This is a genomic window from Algoriphagus terrigena DSM 22685 (assembly GCF_000429445.1).
Taxonomy (GTDB): Bacteria; Bacteroidota; Bacteroidia; order Cytophagales; family Cyclobacteriaceae; genus Algoriphagus; species Algoriphagus terrigena.
Genome location: NZ_AUBW01000016.1, coordinates 1 through 16324, shown reverse-complemented (window position 1 = coordinate 16324; position 16324 = coordinate 1). Strand labels below are relative to the sequence as shown.

The window sequence follows — 16324 nt, the reverse complement described above, 5'->3', positions numbered from 1 at the left end:
AGTTTATATCATAAACCTATTTACATTTGTCTCGTTGGATCTTGAAAAATTCATTCGACTATGGAAAAAGAATTGAGTAGCAAAGAGTCCCTCGCGCTGATCACAGAGATGATCACCAGGGCAAAAAGAGAAACTGCCGGGGACGGCGGGTTTCAGTTGCTCCTTTGGGGCTGGGTGATTGCAGTATGCAATTTTGGACATTTTACCTTAGAAAAGATCGGGTACGCGCATCCTTACTATGTGTGGATCTTGGTAGTGCCCGCTTCGATCATCAGCTTTTGGAAGGGATTTCAGATCGCCAAAAAAGCCAGGGTCAGATCGCACATCAGCGAAGTGATCAATCAGGTTTGGATTATGGTCTTTGCGGGAATTATTATTACTCTGGCCTTTATGCCGATCATTGGCTACAACCAAAATCCTGTTATTCTGATCCTCGCGGGAATCGGTATCTGGACGACGGGTTCGCTGATTCGGGTCAACTTTGTCCGGGGAGGCGGGGTCTTACTCCTCGTAGCAGCGGTGATCGGATTTATGCTGCCTGTATCTGCCCAATACCTATTGTCGGGTGTAGCAATGGTTTTGGGCTATCTTTTGCCTGGTTATTATTTGAAAGAAAACTGTCGTGAGCGTGTTTAAACCACTCGATCCCCTTCTCCATTCCCAATTGCGTCTGGCGGTGATGTCGTTACTCATCGGCGTGGAAGAAGCGGAGTTTACTTTCCTGCGGGAAAAGACCGAATCCACAGCCGGTAATCTCAGCGTCCAACTGGACAAGCTGGAAAAGGCGGGTTATATCGGGATTGAGAAGTCATTTAAGGGAAAGCGTCCTTTGACCACCTGCAAGATCACCAAGGTCGGATTGAAGGCTTTTGAAGAATACGTGGAAAATCTCAGGAACTACATCGAGTAAAAAAATTTGAATTTAAAGTTTATAATATAAACCAATTTATAAAATGAAAAATCTAATCAAACTGATTTGTTTTGCCGCTTTGGTTCTGGGAATGAAAGCAAATGCCTGGGGGCAGCCTTCATACGGTCTCAATGAAGCCGCCCAGAAGAAGATGTCGGAGCTCGCCTTCTTGGAAGGAAAATGGAAGGGAAACGGCTGGATGATGGGTCAGGATCGGGTCCGCTCAACTTTCGAATCTGAGGAGACCATCCAGTTCAAGCTCAGCGGCACTTTGCTGGAAGTAGAAGGCATCGGAAAGTCGGATGGAAAGGTCGTTCATCATGCTTTGGCAGTGATCTCTCCGGCTGAGGGAGAAGGAAAGTTTGACTTTACGTCCTTTCTTCAGAGCGGAGAAAAAGGAACCTACCCTGCCGAACTGATCGACGGAAAGCTCTATTGGTATCCGGTGAAGGAGGTTCGCTATGTGATTGAGATCAACGAGAAAGGGCAGTGGTTTGAGATCGGCGAATATAACGCCGGAACGCAATGGTATAAGTTTCTGGAAATGACGCTGGATAAGGTTGATTAGTCAACAGACCACAGTCGACGGTCGACCGCAAAGCGTCACTACAAAGGTAACGGCGGCTCATTTAGGCCGCCGTTTTTATAGCTGTTGGGATGTTTCGTGCTGTGGACGGTTGACCGTCGTCCGTTGACAAGTCTTTAATCCAAGATCACCCGTTCACTTTTCGGATACTTGACTTCGTATTGGAGCGAAAGTTTCTTCTGCTCTCCCGGAGCGAGCGTGATCTCCCAAGTGACCTTGCCGGTTTGCGGATCGAGCGAACCTGCGGACAGCTGAATCGGACTGACGGAGATGGCGGAATTGACGGAAACTGGAATTTGGTCTTCCACTTTGAGGGTAACCGGCTGGGACTTATTGTTTCTTAGAGAGATTTCATAGCCTCTGGTTTCAGTGACATTGGATCCGATGGTTCGCTTCTTGGAATACTCCTCGATCTTTTCCCGCTGGATGGCGATGGATCGGTCACGGCCCATGGAGACCAGGAGCGTGTCTTCCAGTGCGGAGGCATTCAGGATCGATCTGCCGACAAAGCCGTCCTCGAAGTACAGGTTGCTTTCACCCTCCAGCAAGCTATACTGGCTCCAGTCGGGAATCTCTGCGATGAGGAAGGCGTCATTGTCCAGCTTGGGAATGACCGAATAGCGGTAGGAAGCTGGAATCTCATAGGCTTTAAGATCTACCAGCGTCTTTTCTCCATTGGACTTGATGCTGTAAGGCTCGGAAACTTCGATCTCGACGGTGGTTTGGTTTTCGATGACTTCTGTAGCCAAAGGTGCTGCAGGGGGCGGCGGTGCCATCGATTTTTTGGCTCTTGAATCTGCTTGTACCCCAGCAACTCTGCCTTGTAACGCGTTTTCAGCTCCATATCCGACTACCATAACCTCATTCAAAGCTTGGGTGTCTTCATGTAAGATAATGTTGAGTTGCGAGGAGTTGATCGGGACGGATCTGGATTGGTAGCCGATGAATGAAGCCAGGATCTGACTAGCCCCGTTTGGCAAGGTGAGCGAGTAGTTTCCATTCGTATCGGTTACGGTTCCAATCGTGGTTCCCGCTACCAAAACTGAGGCTCCGGGAATCGGAGTGCCGTCCATCGCGCTGGTGACTTGACCTGCCACGGAGCCGAATACTTGTGTTCTGGGATTGAAAGTCGTCAGTCTCGCGTAGTTTAACTCCCACTTTTCGAGCTGAGGAGCCTGTCCGCTCTGGTTGGGATTGGCGTTGGAGAAGCGGAGTTTGACATTTTTCCAGTCCACACCGGTGTTTTGATAGACTTCTGCTTTGTAGTTCAGAGACAAGGGAGAGCTTACATTTTTCACGCGCACATCGTATTTGGGATACCAGCCCGCATTGGCGACGAGGTAGTTCAGTTCAAAGCTGGCTTGACCGGCCGCTGGAGCCTTGACCCGGATGCGGATCTCGGAGGTGGATTTGTTTTCGCTTTCAAGCATGGCCCAGATCTGATTTCGCAGACGGTCGACTTCTTGATTTTCTTTTTGGATGCTGGTGTTGATCTGAGCCCGTTCGGTGGAGATCTTTGTCAGTTCCGCCTCGTAGAAGTCCATCGCCTGTTTTAATTCCGTCACGTTGGTTCCCCCCTCTGTTCCTCCGAGTTTTTTGTTGGCGTCGAGCAGACTTGCCTTTTCGCCAAGGATCTCCAGCCGCGTAGTTTCCTTGGTTTGGTTGGATTGGATCTCCAGGATTTTGTCTTCGAGTGCTTTCACTTTTTCATTGACTTCTTTTTCGCTGAGGAAGTCAAGACGCTTGTTCACCGCCTGAATGGTGAAATTTCCCATTCCCTTGGCTTGAATGCTTTTTTCATCCACATAGGGCGAAAGTCCTTTGATCAGGATGAGTGATTCTCCGGCAGGGATAGTTCCCTGTGCTTTTTCAAAAATCTGAGCCCCGGATAGAAACAAGGTAACTTCCTGGATACTACTCGTAAACGGGGTTTCTCTGATCTCCTGGGCATTTGCGAAGCCGGAAAAAAAAAGGCCGAGGAATAAAATAAATAGTGGTTTCATATCGATAAGGGTTTAGGTGAAGAAAGTAAATATTGCCAGCATGTCAAAGCGTGATGTTAAAATCTCTTTTGCAGAGACGTTTTTGGACTTGTCTTCCGCTACCAAATGCTAGTTTTGCAGGAGTTAAAAAATCTTATCCATGACCCTTTTTCAAAGTATCCTCATTGCCATCGTCGAAGGTTTAACCGAATTTTTGCCAATCTCGTCCACCGGACACATGATTCTCGCCTCGGCAGCGATGGGAATCCACGAGGATGAATTTGTGAAGACGTTCGAGGTTTTCATCCAGCTTGGGGCAATTTTGGCGATTGCGCTGATGTACATCAAGCGGTTTTTCAAAAGTCTTGATATCTATTTCAAACTCATTACGGCATTTATTCCAACTGCGATAGTCGGACTTTTGGCCTATGATTTTATCAAAGGCTATCTATTTAACCCGATTGTAGTTTCGGTTTCGTTGATTTTGGGAGGAATTGTATTGATTCTGATCGATAAAAAAGTGATCGCACAAAAGTCTGATTTGGAAGAAGTGGAGGATATGACTTACAAAAGCGCCTTTTTCATCGGACTCTGTCAGTGTCTCTCGATGATACCCGGGACTTCACGCGCGGCGGCGACGATTATCGGCGGGGTGTTCAACGGACTGGACAAGAAGCAAGCGACGGAGTTTTCCTTTCTTTTGGCTGTGCCAACGATGATGGCGGCGGGAGGCTATGACTTGCTCAAGTCGGATTTGGCCTTTGACCAAGCTCAGCTGATTATGCTTGCGGTTGGCTTTGTGGTGGCTTTTGTCTCGGCCTGGATTGCCGTGAAGCTTTTTTTGAAATACGTCTCCAACCATGGTTTCACAGCATTTGGCTGGTATAGAATAGCGTTGGGGATTCTGTTTTTGATCTTTATGTGGGGAGCTGATCTGGCTTAGCTCCAAAATAGATTTTACAGTTTTAGGTCTATTTTGTTAAATGAATTTGACGTTTCCAGTCCCCTCAGGTTTTTGAAAACCTGAGGGGAATTTGGTTTTTTTAAGGAGTTCTTGTGTCCTACGTTTGAAATGATTTTCTCGAGATAAACCACCCAAATCCCTCCAAAACAACACATCCACATTTTTTCTGCTCGCATTCTGACGACTTTACTTCTCTTGAAATTCAAATCAAACCAGTCATTCTGGAGAATTTGAGCTGATTTTCGAGTGTCCTCTGCGCTCTGAGTAATACGTCCTATTCTTACTGAGTAACAAGATTTATGTTGGGATCAAATATGGAGTCATGAAGAATAACATCCTCCTTACTATTCTCGGAACGATTGGATTGTGGGAGGCCATTCCTCCAATCCTTATTTTCGTTCTCTATTTTCTAAAATGGGGATATCCCTATTTTGAGACGACGCTTGACTTCATCTTGGACTGGAGAAGGGAGGAAAATGCTTTGAAAAAATGGGAAGGGGAATCGGTGAATTACTCCAAGAAAAAGAGAAAACCTCCTTCCTGACATTTTTCCTTTAATTTCCAAGGTAGTTCAAGAGATGCAAAATAGAACGACTAGTCCTAACAGGTAAGAAATAACCCTCAACTGCTTAATCGCAGGTTTGAACCAAAAAAAGCCCGACATCGCTGCCGGGCTTTTTGAATTTCAATGAATGGATTACTTCCCTTTCTCTCCAATAGAGATCATTGCGCAGCGGAAGCCAATGTTGTTGGTAGCTGAATCCTGGTGCATAAAACGTCTGGTACCCGGAGCAAGCCAGTACGCTACGTCTTTCCAAGACCCACCTTTGTACACCCTGATTTCGTCGGTGAACATCGAGGTTTCGTAATTCTCTTCCTCATCGTAGACACCGTCTTTTCTCAACGGGTTCAGATCGTCCGCGTCTTGGAAAGTCATCGGTCTATAGATATCATACACCCACTCGTTCATGTTTCCAGCCATGTGGTACAATCCGAAATCATTTGGAGCCATGTCATAAACGTTGGTAGGGAGGATTTCACCGTCATTTCGCTGATTGCCGGAGATCCCGCCGTAGTCACCACGTCCTCTTTTGAAGTTGGCGAGGAAGTCCCCTTGCTTGCCTTTTCTCTTCACATTGTATGGGTTACGGACGCCGCGACCATCCCACGGATAGATTCTTCCGTATTCCTGATTTTCATCCAGATATTGGGTTCCGATCATCGCCTTAGCTGCATACTCCCATTCAGCTTCGTTTGGAAGTCTGAAATCGGCCATGGCTACACCACGCTCGATCAGTTGGGTTTTGGTGAAAGTAGAGTCGATCTCACGCTCTTTTCTTACCAAATCCTGAACAAACTCTGTCCTCCACTTGGCATAGACGTTGGCTTGAGTCCAAGACACACCAGCAACGGGGTAAAAGTTGAAGCCCGGGAATCTGAAGTAGTAAGACTGGTAGAGGTCGTTGAAAGACATCGCTCCCGACCAGACGTCTTCAGAAGGTTCTAATTTCAAAAGTGAATCTGCGCTCACTTTTTTCTTCATGTCAAAAAGAAATTCACGGTAATCGTTGTTGGTGATTTCCGTTTCATCCATGTAAAAATTCGCTAGGGAGACCGTTCTTTCCAAGTTGTCGCGGAAAGCCATCACATCCTCTTCCTGAGAGCCCAAGACAGTCCGTCCGCCTTGGATAAACTTCAAGTTCGGGCCCGGAATCTGTTCAGCTCTTTTGGAAACAAAGAAATTGGTTGAATCATTTTCCTCAAAAGAGAAATCTTGGCCGGTAGTGGCACTTTTTTTCCCAGGATCGTTGGCAGTGCGACGGCCATAGCCCGGAGTTTTGTTACAAGACGACAAAACAGACGCAGAAGCCAGCACCAATGCTGTCGCCCACATTCCCCAGGATTTGTTGTTCAGACTCATATTGTAATGTTTTGGTCTATTTCAGAATGCTAATATAGAGGCATTGGAATCTACTTCCAATGAAATTCATTTTTTGGAAATTTGCAAAACGCCCTCAAATGAAGTGGTTAAGGCAAATTCGGCAAAATTCGTAATCGAAAACGCAATTTTTATGCCAGTTAAATTTTCTGAATTTTTTTACGAATTCATCTCCAAAAGCACCTTTTGCGCCTTATACACCGTTGGCACTCCTTCTATAGTAAGTATCAAACGATTCTTGTGCTCCTTTATTTTACACTCCTTGGAATGTGCCTGTGTGTACTTCATAATTTTGCCAAAAACCGGAGAGGAATAGAAGTCGTCCCGATTCGAGGGCAAAAGATAGCACTTCATTTGCCTTCCTTTCAAGACAAGCTTCTCAATTCCAAGCTTTTCTGCCAGCCAACGTAAACGAACTGTCTCCATCAAGTCGCTGACTGCCTTCGGAAACGGTCCAAATCGATCTTGTAACATCGCAGAGAATTTCTCCAAGTCGACTTCGTCTTTGATCCCATCCAGCTTGGAGTAAAGCCCGAGACGCTCACTGATGTTGGTCACATATTCTTCCGGAATCAGTAGCTCCAGATCCGTCTCAATGGTGCAGTCCTGCACGAGGACTTTGACTTTTTCGGCGAGGTCTGTCTCAAAGAGTGCCGCAAACTCATTTTCCTTCAGTTCCTGAACTGCCTCGTCGAGGATCTTGTGGTACATCTCAAATCCGAGATCGGTGATGAATCCGCTCTGCTCCGCACCGAGCAAGTTGCCCGCCCCGCGAATGTCCAGGTCTTTCATTGCCACCTTGAAGCCGTCTCCCAGATCAGAGAATTCTTCCAAAGTCTGGAGCCGCTTCCTGGCTTCGGCAGTCAGCCCGGATAGGGGACTCGTCAACAGAAAACAAAAGGCCTTTTTATTGCTTCGACCGACTCTACCGCGCATCTGATGGAGATCACTCAAGCCAAACATGTGTGCCCGGTTGATGATAATGGTGTTGGCGTTGGGAATGTCGAGACCTGATTCGATGATGTTGGTAGAGACCAGCACGTCGTATTCATGATCGATGAAGTCGACCATGATCTTCTCCAACTTTTTCCCATCCATCTGTCCGTGCGCGCCGACGACTCGGGCGTCAGGCACCAGCTTCATGATCAGATTGGCGATACTGTCGATTTCTCCGACTCTGTTGTGGACAAAAAATACCTGTCCGCCACGTCTCAGTTCGTACGATACGGCATCGCGGATCACTTCTTCTGTGAAGGTCTGAATCTCTGTCGTGACCGGCTGGCGGTTGGGTGGCGGCGTGGCGATCACGGATAGATCCCGCGCTCCCATCAGCGAAAAGTGCAGCGTCCTCGGAATCGGTGTGGCAGTAAGTGTCAGTACATCGACATTCACACGGAGGTTCTTGAGCTGGTCTTTGACCTTGACACCAAATTTTTGCTCCTCGTCTATGACCAATAAGCCGAGATCCCGGAACACAATGTCTTTGTTGACGATCTTGTGCGTACCGACTAAGATGTCGATCTCGCCGGTCTTGACTTGGGAGACGATTTCCTTGATCTCTTTCGCAGAGCGAAAGCGGTTGATGTACTCGACCTTGACGGGAAAATTTTCGAGCCGCTCGCTGAAGGTCTGGTAATGTTGCATCGCCAAGATGGTGGTCGGCACCAGAATGGCCACCTGCTTTCGGTCATTGACAGCTTTGAAAGCTGCACGGATTGCGACTTCAGTTTTGCCAAAGCCCACATCTCCGCAGACCAGGCGATCCATCGGGTAGGATTTTTCCATATCGGACTTCACGTCCGCTGTTGCCAAAGCTTGGTCTGGCGTATCCTCATAGATGAAAGAGGACTCCAGCTCCACCTGCAAGACCGAATCTCTCGAAAAAGTAAACCCTGCCGCGGTTCTCCGCTTCGCGTAAAGATTGATCAGGTCTTTAGCAATGTCCTTGACCTGCTTTTTGACCCGTGATTTTTTGTTTTCCCACTCAGGGGATCCCAACTTGGACATGGAGGGCATGTGTCCTTCTTGCCCCGAGTATTTGGAGATCTTGTGCAGGGAGTGGATGTTGACATAGAGGAGGTCGTCGTCGCGGAAGATCAGCCGAATGGCTTCCTGCATCTTGCCGTTGATGTCCACTTTTTCCAAACCGGCAAATCGGCCGACCCCATAATCCACGTGGACGACAAAGTCTCCAGGATGAAGCGACTTGAGCTCCTTGATGGTTAGAGCTTTCGATTTGCTAGCTTTTGCGCGGGTCTTGTATCGGTGGTATCGCTCAAAGAGCTGGTGATCGGTATAGCAGACAATCTTTCCCTGCTTGTCCACAAATCCTTCTCTGAGTCCCAAGAGCACGCTTTGGACCTGAAGTGTTGGATCCAGTTCTTGGAAAATACCCAGCAGGCGGTCGATTTGCTTTTCGTTTTCGGCGGTGATCAGGTTCGTGAATCCCTGCTTTTCGTTGTCCGAAAGATTGGTGACTAACAGGTCAAAATTCTTGTTGAATGAAGGCTGGGGCTGGCTTTCCCAGGATATCTTAGTGTCGGTCTTGAGGTAGAATTGCCTGCCGAATTCTACGGTCGAAAAGCCGCCGATCAGCTGCGCAAAGTCTTTTCCGTTATCAAAAAGATCGCTCGGCTTCAGGAGAAGTTTTTCCGTGTTGCTTTGGGAGACGATCTGGGTAAATGCCTGCTCCGCTTTGTGAAAGGACTCGTCCATCACGTCCGCAGTCAGCTGGTAATCTTTCAGCCAGAGCGTGGTTTTTTCAGGAAGAAAGCCCAGAAAAGACTGACGTACTTCCTGAAGCAACTTGGTCTGCACATTAGGAATCAGTGAAATCAGCTCCACGTTGGCGATCGAAAGCTGGGTTTCAGGATCAAAGGTCCGGATGCTCTCGATCTCTTTCCCAAAAAGCTCCAACCGATAGGGGTGCTCGTTGCTGAAGGAGAACACATCCAAAATCCCACCTCGAATGGCAAACTGCCCAGGCTCGTAGACAAAATCCGTCCGCTCAAAATCGTAGCTGCTGAGGACTTCCGTCACAAATTCCATATCGACGGACTCGCCGACACGGGCTGTGAAGGTATTCTCCACGAGGGACCGTTTATTGATGACCTTTTCATACAAGGCCTCGGGATAGGTGATCACGATGCGGGATTCGCCTTTCGTTTCCAGAAGGTGATTCAGGATCTCAGCGCGGGTCAGGACGTTGGCATTGTCCACCTCGTCATATTGATAGGGCCGCTTGAAGCTGCCTGGAAAGATCAGATGTTCTTCGGTATTCAGCAGGTTTTGCAGGTCCGAATTCAGATAGCTGGCCTCCTCCTTGTCTTGGGCGATGATCAGATGAAATCCACCCTTTTTCTCAAAATAGGAAGCAAAAAGCACCATGTCCAAACTGCCGGACAGCCCCCGAAGCTGAAGTCGGAATTTTTCTCCCGAATCAAGCTGATGTGCCAGCGTCTGAAAAACCGGGTCGGATTGGTAGATGGTAAGGAGGGACTGACGATCCAAAACAGAAGGGTTAATAGGAAAGAGAAGTGCCAAATTTAGTTTTTTTTGGCCTTTCTCTGGATCAATTTTGAGGAATTGGTATTTTTCTGAACCAAGCACCCCGCTGTGTGTTTTCACATTATGAACCCAACGAAGGAACACCATACTTGGCTTCAACGCCTCGAAAGCCTGCATCCATATGAAACAATGCTCTATCTGGGGATGCTGGGAAGCGGATTTATTTTTTTGTATTTGACGGCTGCTTTTCTTCTCACAGACCAAAATCGCCCCGAGTCGGCGAGTCTTCAGATGCCCGTGGCATTCTTGATTTCCACCGCCGTGCTGGTTCTTTCGGGCTTTACTGCATCCAAGATGCGGCTTCATTGCCAGGAAGAGGACATTTCCAGGCTCGAGAGTTCGCTCCGCGCCACGTTTTTGTTGGGAGTCGTCTTCGCGGTACTTCAGTTTGCAGGTTGGAAGGAGCTGACTGCAATGGGGATCAAGTTTACCGGACTGCCGAGCGGGAGCTACCTCTACGTCCTCAGCGGTATCCATATTTTTCACTTAGTCGGAGCGATGGTTTTCGCGGTGATTTTACTGGCGAAGTTGCGCAAAACGCAAGAAGACGGCGTTCAGAAGTTGATTTGGATGACCAATCCTTTTGAAAAAATGCGGATTCGCCTTTTTACCGTCTATTGGCATTTTATGGACTTGGTGTGGATCGTTTTGTTCCTTGTTTTTGTCCTCCGAATTCGATGAAGCTGGTGATCCAAACCCCAGTCGAGCAGCCCTATCTGGCCGTGAAGGCGGGCTTTGGTGAGTCGCTTTTCAAAAGACTCAGTCCGCCATTTCCTCCTGTCCGGCTACTGACTTTTGATGGGTCAGAGAAAGGAGACTATGTGTCGTTGGAGTTGAATTTTATTTTTTTCAGACAGCGCTGGGTCAGCAAAGTGGTCGAAGATTTGACAACCGATCGGGAGTTTTATTTTATAGACGAAGGAGTGGAATTGCCTTTTTTCCTTAAAAAGTGGCAGCACAAGCACCGGGTGATTGCTGTTGATTCAGGATCGCTGATCCGCGATGAAATCGACTTTGAGGCGCCTTTTTGGGGAATGTCCCTTCTGCTTTTTCCGGTCTTATGGGCGCAGTTTGCCTACAGAAAACCGATCTATCGCAAGTATTTCAAAAATCCTGTTGGCCAATGAGGCTTTCACAGTTTTCGATCTTGCAGTCACCGTATAACACAAGCGAATGGCTGGTGATGCCGGACTGAAACACTTTGCCCATCGATTCTTTGATCTCGTTGATTTTCGGATCGGAGAATTCGCGGATCTTCCGGCACTGGTTGCAGACGTGGTGATCGTGGTGCTTATAGGTCAGCGCCTGTTCGTAGAGCGCGACTTTGTCCTTGAACTGATGCTTGACCGCCAAGCCGCTTTCCACCAGCAGGTCGAGCGTATTGTAGATGGTGGCCCGGCTGATGGTATAGCCCTTGTTCCTCATCTTCAAAAACAGCCCCTCAACATCTATGTGTTCATCCTCAGGTAAGATATACAGTTCGTCGATGACTGAAAACCGCTCAGGGGTCTTCCGGCTTCCTTGTTTGACAAGGAAATTTTCAAAAATCTTCTTTGCTTTTTCTATCAGGGCTGTATCTGCCATGTGGTTCACATGATTAGAAATTAAAGATGACGCATTCCAGATTTGTTGACAAACAAGCGCAGGCAATCTGAGGTAATTTGGGTTTAATCTAAATTACCTGAATAGAATTTGGACTTGGCTTCCGGCCCTTTATATTGATTTTGAGTTAAAGAAATTGAAAGGATAACATAAATCTGTTTAACTTTTAAAAGAGATCATCCCTGCTCAAATGACATACAGAAAGGTACTCGTCCTTCTCGTTTTACTGTTTCATTTTGCGGCCTCCGGCTGGGCACAGGTGCCGGGCTTTTTCATGAAGGACGACGTCCGGAAAGTCAAGATGCCGTTCTACTCCGCCAATAGCCTGATCATCATGCCGGTGTCCATCAATGGCTCCGAGCCGATCAATTTTCTGGTGGACACGGGAGTTCGCTCCAATATTTTGTTCAGCAAGGCGCTTGGTGACGCACTGGGTCTGAAGTATACGCGCAGGCTAAGCATCGCCGGAGCCGATGGATCCACCGTGATTATGGCGCAAGTGTCGCCGGTCAATAGCTTGGATTTCGGAGAGGTGGAGGGAAATTTGCAGAGTTTGCTGGTGCTGGAGGAGAATTTTCTCGAACTGGAATCGGTGATCGGTGTGCCGGTCTATGGGATTATCGGATACGAGTTTTTCAAATTCAATCCGGTGAAAATCAACTACGATAGTGGTATCCTGGAGTTCTACAGGGGGAGCGCAATGAAATGGAAGCCGTTGTTTTACCGCAAATTTGACATGGCGATAGAGGATAGTAAAGCTTATGTAACGGCGAAGGTGACCCAGAAAGACGGGTCAAAGCTGGAGGCCAAATTGCTCATTGACACCGGGGCAAATCATGGCTTGCTGCTCAATCCGGAGACCACCGATGAGATCACGATGCCTCCGGTCTTTATTGAGTCTCAGCTCGGACAGTCCTTGGGTGGGATCCTCTATGGGTTCATCGGCAGGGTCAATAGCCTCAATATCCACGGCTTGGTGATGAAGGATGTACTCACGTCCTACCCGGACAAGACGTCTTTCAGTAATCTAATCCTTGCGACAGGGAGACAGGGCAGTTTGGGAGCTGAAGTCCTCGGCCGAACCACGCTGGTGCTGGACTACCCGCGAAATCGGGCTATGCTCCGCAAAGGGGAAAATTTTTATGCGCCCTTTGAATTTGACATGAGTGGTTTGATCATCAAAAAAGTCCCAAATGACGATAACCGATTTTTTATAAGCGAGGTCCGCGAAGGCTCTCCGGCTTACAAGACAGGCGTTTTGGCATTTGACGAGATCCTCTCCATCAACCGAGTGCCTACTTTCCTTTGGGAACTGTCGGAGATTTTCAAGCTCCTCCGCTCCGAAGAAGGTCGGGAAATCGAGCTGGAGATGAGAAGGTACATAGACAATGACCTGGCAAAATTCTCCGATTACAAGGTGAGTATTTTTCTGAAAAAGCAGATTTAAGATTGTCCACAGACGACCATCAACGGTCCGCAGCAAGCGAAAGATCTTCGATGCCCGTGTCATTTTGATGTTGCCGCTGTATCGGAGATTCTCTCGGGATAAATTATTTGGGTAACTTTGATCTGGGATTTAAACACATTGTCGGCAATTCCGTGTAACAATTCGTTTTTAACACAACAAACTCACTATGAAAAAATTTCTCATCCCCGTTGGTATCGTGCTTGTATTGGGTATCTATCTCTATACAAAAGCTGTCGGTAGTTACAACCAGTTTGTCCAGACCGAAGAGCAGGTCAATGGCCAATGGGCGGAAGTAGAAACACAGTATCAGCGTCGCGCCGATCTGATCCCTAACTTGGTAAACACAGTTAAAGGTTATGCGGAATTTGAGCAGGAGACGCTTACGGGCGTCGTAGAGGCACGTGCCAAAGCTACTTCGATGACCATCGATCCCACCAATCTGACTCCCGAGAAGCTGCAGCAATTCCAGCAGGCTCAGGATCAGCTTTCCGGTGCATTGAGCAGACTCTTGGTGACGGTGGAGAAATATCCTGACCTGAAAGCAAATCAAAACTTTCTGGAGCTACAAGCTCAGCTGGAAGGTACAGAAAACAGAATCGCGGTCGCGAGAAGGAACTTCAACGAATCGGTGGTCGGCTATAACTCACTCATCCGAACCTTCCCCAACAACCTCTTCGCGGGCTGGTATGGCTTTGAAACCAAAGGAACGTTCCAAGCTTCTGAAGGAGCTGAAAACGCCCCAACTGTACAATTCTAATTATGGCTGAAAAATTATTTTCTCCGGAAGAAAAGGAACAGATCAAGACTGCGATCCAGTCGGCTGAGACCCGGACTTCCGGAGAGATCCAAGTTCACATCGAAAACAACTGCAAAGGCAACGTCCTGGACAGAGCGGCGGAGGTATTCGAGACCTTGAAGATGTACCAAACCAAAGACCGAAACGGCGTATTGATCTATCTGGCGGTCTTGGATCACAAGTTTGCCATCCTGGGCGACGCGGGCATCAATTCGGCGGTTCCAGCGGATTTTTGGGAGAGCACCAAGGAGTTGATGGCTTCCAATTTCCGCCAGGGAAAATTTACACAAGGCCTCATCGCGGGCATTCACCTCGCGGGTGATCAACTGGGGGCTCACTTCCCCTTTGACAAGACCGGCGACACAAACGAACTTTCGGATGACGTATCTTTCGGCTAAGAAGCCACTATTCCTCGTGTTTTTTGCCCTTTTCATCGGACAGATCTACGCGCAGGATTTTCCACCTGTTCCCAATCCTCCACGCTTGGTGACTGACTTTACAGGATCTCTTTCCGCGGACGAAGTCGCTCGCCTCGAGCAAAAACTGGTGGCTTATAATGACAGTACCTCCACCCAGATTGCCATCGTCATGATGCGGTCGACGGGTGATTATGAGATCGCAGACTACAGTCAGCGGCTTGCGCAGGCTTGGGGAATCGGCGGTGCCAACAACGACAACGGGATCTTAATCTTGGCGGCGATGGACGACCGGAACGTCTTCATCGCTACCGGATACGGCATGGAAGGTGCGGTGCCTGATGCACTTGCCAAGCGGATCGTCACCAATCTCATCATCCCAAACTTCAAGATGGAGGCCTACTACCAAGGCTTGGATCAGGCCACAGACATGATCTTCAAGCTGGCTTCCGGTGAGTACAAGGCAGAAGACGTCGAGTCAGAAGGAAACCACGGCGGAGCAATCTTCTTTATCCTGCTCTTTATCGTCCTGTTTGTGATCCTTCCCTTGATCAAAAACCGAAAAGACAACGACAACCACATGGGCGGAAGAGGCGGAGGGGTCGACCTCTGGACGACGATCATGCTGGCCAATATGCTGGGAGGAGGACGCGGCGGCAAGTTTGGCGACTTCTCCTCGGGCCGCGGATCATTCGGTGGTGGAGGCTTCGGTGGTGGCGGTGGATTTGGTGGCTTCGGCGGCGGTGGATTTGGCGGCGGCGGAGCTGGCGGGAGTTGGTAACCATCGAAGCAAATCAATAATTCAATAAGAGAAAAGCACTTCGTAAGAGGTGCTTTTTTGTTTTCTGGCATTCACAAGTACCAGGACACTCATCAAAACTTGCTTTTTAAGTGTATATCAGATAATTTGTTGATATCGTATGCGTTAAGGCTTTAATTCACTTTTAAATTGAAAGAATGAGACATCTCATCGTCTTTGTGATCGGCTTGATTTTCCTTGCGGGTTGTGACGAGACCGAAGCTCCAATGTCCGAGCCGCTCACCTTGGAGGAGCAGCTCCTGGAAGTGATGAAAATGCCACTGGCCACGGGCACGGGAAAGGTAGTGCGGACAGTCAATTATTGCTGTGAGCCGCGGAGACCATCTGCGATTTTAGATTCTTATTATCCAGTTGGGGGAGGTGTTAGATATCTTGTTCGCAAAAGCGCTGGAGGAGATACCTTGGAGATCTCCTTGCAGAATTATAAGGACGAAAAGCTGCAGTCCAGCCATGCCTTCAGGTATCGAAGCGGGATGTCGCCGGAGTGGACGCAGACAGCTGAGTATAGCTATGACTTGGAAGGGAAGTTGATAGAAAGGCATACTGTCTCACCAGAAAGTCCGCGCACTTTAACTCTTACCTACCGATATGATGCCAACGGCAGATTGACTGGTATAGAAAGTCCTGCTGGAAATGGAGTAGAAATACTCAGGTATGCCTATGACGAAGAGGGGAGGATTGCGCGTGAGTGGCGGCATATTAAAACCCAGGAGGAGTTTGAAACCGACTACATGTTTTATCGCTATGAGGGAGAGCGATTAGTGGCGAAAGAGGCGACTCAATATGGGAGGTTGGAAGGGCAAAGGCAGGATTGGCATCGATATATCTACGATGAGCAGGGCAGGCTCGTCGCTCAGTTTGAGTTTGATCCCTATCTTTTCTTTCAGCGGAAAAATTATGCGGAGTTTTTTTATGAATAGGACGTGGAGTGTATAATTTGACAAAAGGCAAAAAATCATGGACATACCAATAAAACTTATATGAATTAGGGAAATTCACCCACAGCCATGAAAGTCGTAAAAGGAGTTACCACAACTTATTTACGATATGGACATGATAGAATTTCCCCAACTCATTGAACGAGGCTGCGGCCTTGATGTTCATCGCGACACGGTAGTTGCCACCGTTTCAGGAAAAGATCTGCCAGAGCAGACGTTAACCTTTGCCACCCATACCCAGGATCTGGAGAAGCTGATCGGTTGGCTTCAAAACCAAGGAGTAACCCATGTTGCTATGGAAAGCACAGGCGTTTATTGGAAACCTGTGTATTATGT

General features: G+C 48.0%; 17 protein-coding genes. 13 read left to right on the top strand and 4 right to left on the bottom strand.

Annotated elements, in window-relative coordinates:
• The first annotated feature begins 60 nt into the window (after nucleotides 1–60).
• Genes G459_RS0114985 through G459_RS0114975 form a run of 3 tightly spaced genes read left to right on the top strand, consistent with a single transcriptional unit; the run spans nucleotide 61 to nucleotide 1478 of the window.
• A complete protein-coding gene (locus G459_RS0114985) occupies nucleotides 61–636 on the top strand; it encodes a hypothetical protein (protein ID WP_026968373.1) in 576 nt (191 codons plus the stop codon).
• A complete protein-coding gene (locus G459_RS0114980) occupies nucleotides 629–910 on the top strand; it encodes a winged helix-turn-helix domain-containing protein (RefSeq protein WP_026968372.1) in 282 nt (93 codons plus the stop codon). The genes G459_RS0114985 and G459_RS0114980 overlap by 8 nt, the downstream gene beginning before the upstream one ends.
• 43 nt (nucleotides 911–953) lie before the next feature.
• Nucleotides 954–1478, top strand: coding sequence for a hypothetical protein (locus G459_RS0114975; protein ID WP_026968371.1), 525 nt, complete (start codon nucleotides 954–956; stop codon nucleotides 1476–1478).
• A gap of 134 nt (nucleotides 1479–1612) precedes the next feature.
• On the opposite strand, the gene G459_RS0114970 is transcribed toward G459_RS0114975, so the two are convergent.
• Nucleotides 1613–3499 carry a DUF4139 domain-containing protein gene (locus G459_RS0114970; protein ID WP_026968370.1) on the bottom strand — a complete coding sequence of 629 codons (1887 nt, stop codon included), beginning with the start codon at nucleotides 3497–3499 and terminating at the stop codon, nucleotides 1613–1615.
• Nucleotides 3500–3638: 139 nt separating this feature from the next.
• Between G459_RS0114970 and G459_RS0114965 the strand changes: the two genes are divergently transcribed.
• Nucleotides 3639–4421, top strand: coding sequence for an undecaprenyl-diphosphate phosphatase (locus tag G459_RS0114965; RefSeq protein WP_026968369.1), 783 nt, complete (start codon nucleotides 3639–3641; stop codon nucleotides 4419–4421).
• 343 nt (nucleotides 4422–4764) lie between these two features.
• Entirely contained in the window at nucleotides 4765–4986 is a 222-nt protein-coding gene (locus G459_RS0114955; protein ID WP_026968367.1) for a hypothetical protein, read from the top strand.
• Nucleotides 4987–5139: 153 nt separating this feature from the next.
• Here G459_RS0114955 and gldJ read toward each other — a convergent pair whose 3' ends face one another.
• Nucleotides 5140–6363 (bottom strand): gliding motility lipoprotein GldJ, encoded by a 1224-nt coding sequence (gldJ, locus tag G459_RS0114950; protein ID WP_026968366.1) that lies wholly within the window; start codon nucleotides 6361–6363, stop codon nucleotides 5140–5142.
• 177 nt (nucleotides 6364–6540) lie between these two features.
• Nucleotides 6541–9891 carry a transcription-repair coupling factor gene (gene mfd / locus G459_RS0114945; protein WP_026968365.1) on the bottom strand — a complete coding sequence of 1117 codons (3351 nt, stop codon included), beginning with the start codon at nucleotides 9889–9891 and terminating at the stop codon, nucleotides 6541–6543.
• Between the two features lie 120 nt (nucleotides 9892–10011).
• Here mfd and G459_RS0114940 point away from each other — a divergent pair, with 120 nt between their 5' ends.
• Both G459_RS0114940 and G459_RS0114935 read left to right on the top strand, forming a co-directional pair.
• Complete coding sequence (locus tag G459_RS0114940) at nucleotides 10012–10629, top strand: cytochrome c oxidase subunit 3 (RefSeq protein WP_026968364.1); 618 nt, start codon at nucleotides 10012–10014, stop codon at nucleotides 10627–10629.
• On the top strand, nucleotides 10626–11075 hold the full coding sequence (locus G459_RS0114935) for an SRPBCC family protein (protein WP_026968363.1): 450 nt from the start codon (nucleotides 10626–10628) through the stop codon (nucleotides 11073–11075). The genes G459_RS0114940 and G459_RS0114935 overlap by 4 nt, the downstream gene beginning before the upstream one ends.
• Here G459_RS0114935 and G459_RS0114930 read toward each other — a convergent pair.
• Nucleotides 11053–11532, bottom strand: a complete 480-nt coding sequence (locus G459_RS0114930) for a Fur family transcriptional regulator (RefSeq protein ID WP_026968362.1) — start codon at nucleotides 11530–11532, stop codon at nucleotides 11053–11055. The two genes, G459_RS0114935 and G459_RS0114930, sit on opposite strands and share 23 nt — an antisense overlap.
• A gap of 208 nt (nucleotides 11533–11740) precedes the next feature.
• On the opposite strand from G459_RS0114930, the gene G459_RS0114925 reads away from it, so the two are divergent.
• From G459_RS0114925 to G459_RS27635, 6 genes are all read left to right on the top strand, one after another.
• On the top strand, nucleotides 11741–12997 hold the full coding sequence (locus tag G459_RS0114925) for a pepsin/retropepsin-like aspartic protease family protein (RefSeq protein WP_026968361.1): 1257 nt from the start codon (nucleotides 11741–11743) through the stop codon (nucleotides 12995–12997).
• A 187-nt stretch (nucleotides 12998–13184) separates the two neighbouring features.
• On the top strand, nucleotides 13185–13775 hold the full coding sequence (locus G459_RS0114920) for a LemA family protein (protein ID WP_026968360.1): 591 nt from the start codon (nucleotides 13185–13187) through the stop codon (nucleotides 13773–13775).
• A 2-nt stretch (nucleotides 13776–13777) separates the two neighbouring features.
• Nucleotides 13778–14212 (top strand): TPM domain-containing protein, encoded by a 435-nt coding sequence (locus tag G459_RS0114915; RefSeq protein WP_026968359.1) that lies wholly within the window; start codon nucleotides 13778–13780, stop codon nucleotides 14210–14212.
• Nucleotides 14193–15011, top strand: coding sequence for a TPM domain-containing protein (locus G459_RS0114910; RefSeq protein WP_026968358.1), 819 nt, complete (start codon nucleotides 14193–14195; stop codon nucleotides 15009–15011). The genes G459_RS0114915 and G459_RS0114910 overlap by 20 nt, the downstream gene beginning before the upstream one ends.
• 176 nt (nucleotides 15012–15187) lie before the next feature.
• The gene (locus G459_RS0114905) at nucleotides 15188–15970 is read left to right on the top strand and encodes an RHS repeat domain-containing protein (protein WP_026968357.1); all 783 of its coding nucleotides are present in this window, start codon (nucleotides 15188–15190) and stop codon (nucleotides 15968–15970) included.
• A gap of 127 nt (nucleotides 15971–16097) precedes the next feature.
• Nucleotides 16098–16324, top strand: a 227-nt coding sequence (locus G459_RS27635) for an IS110 family transposase (protein ID WP_035456096.1), incomplete at its 3' end; no start/stop codon positions are given.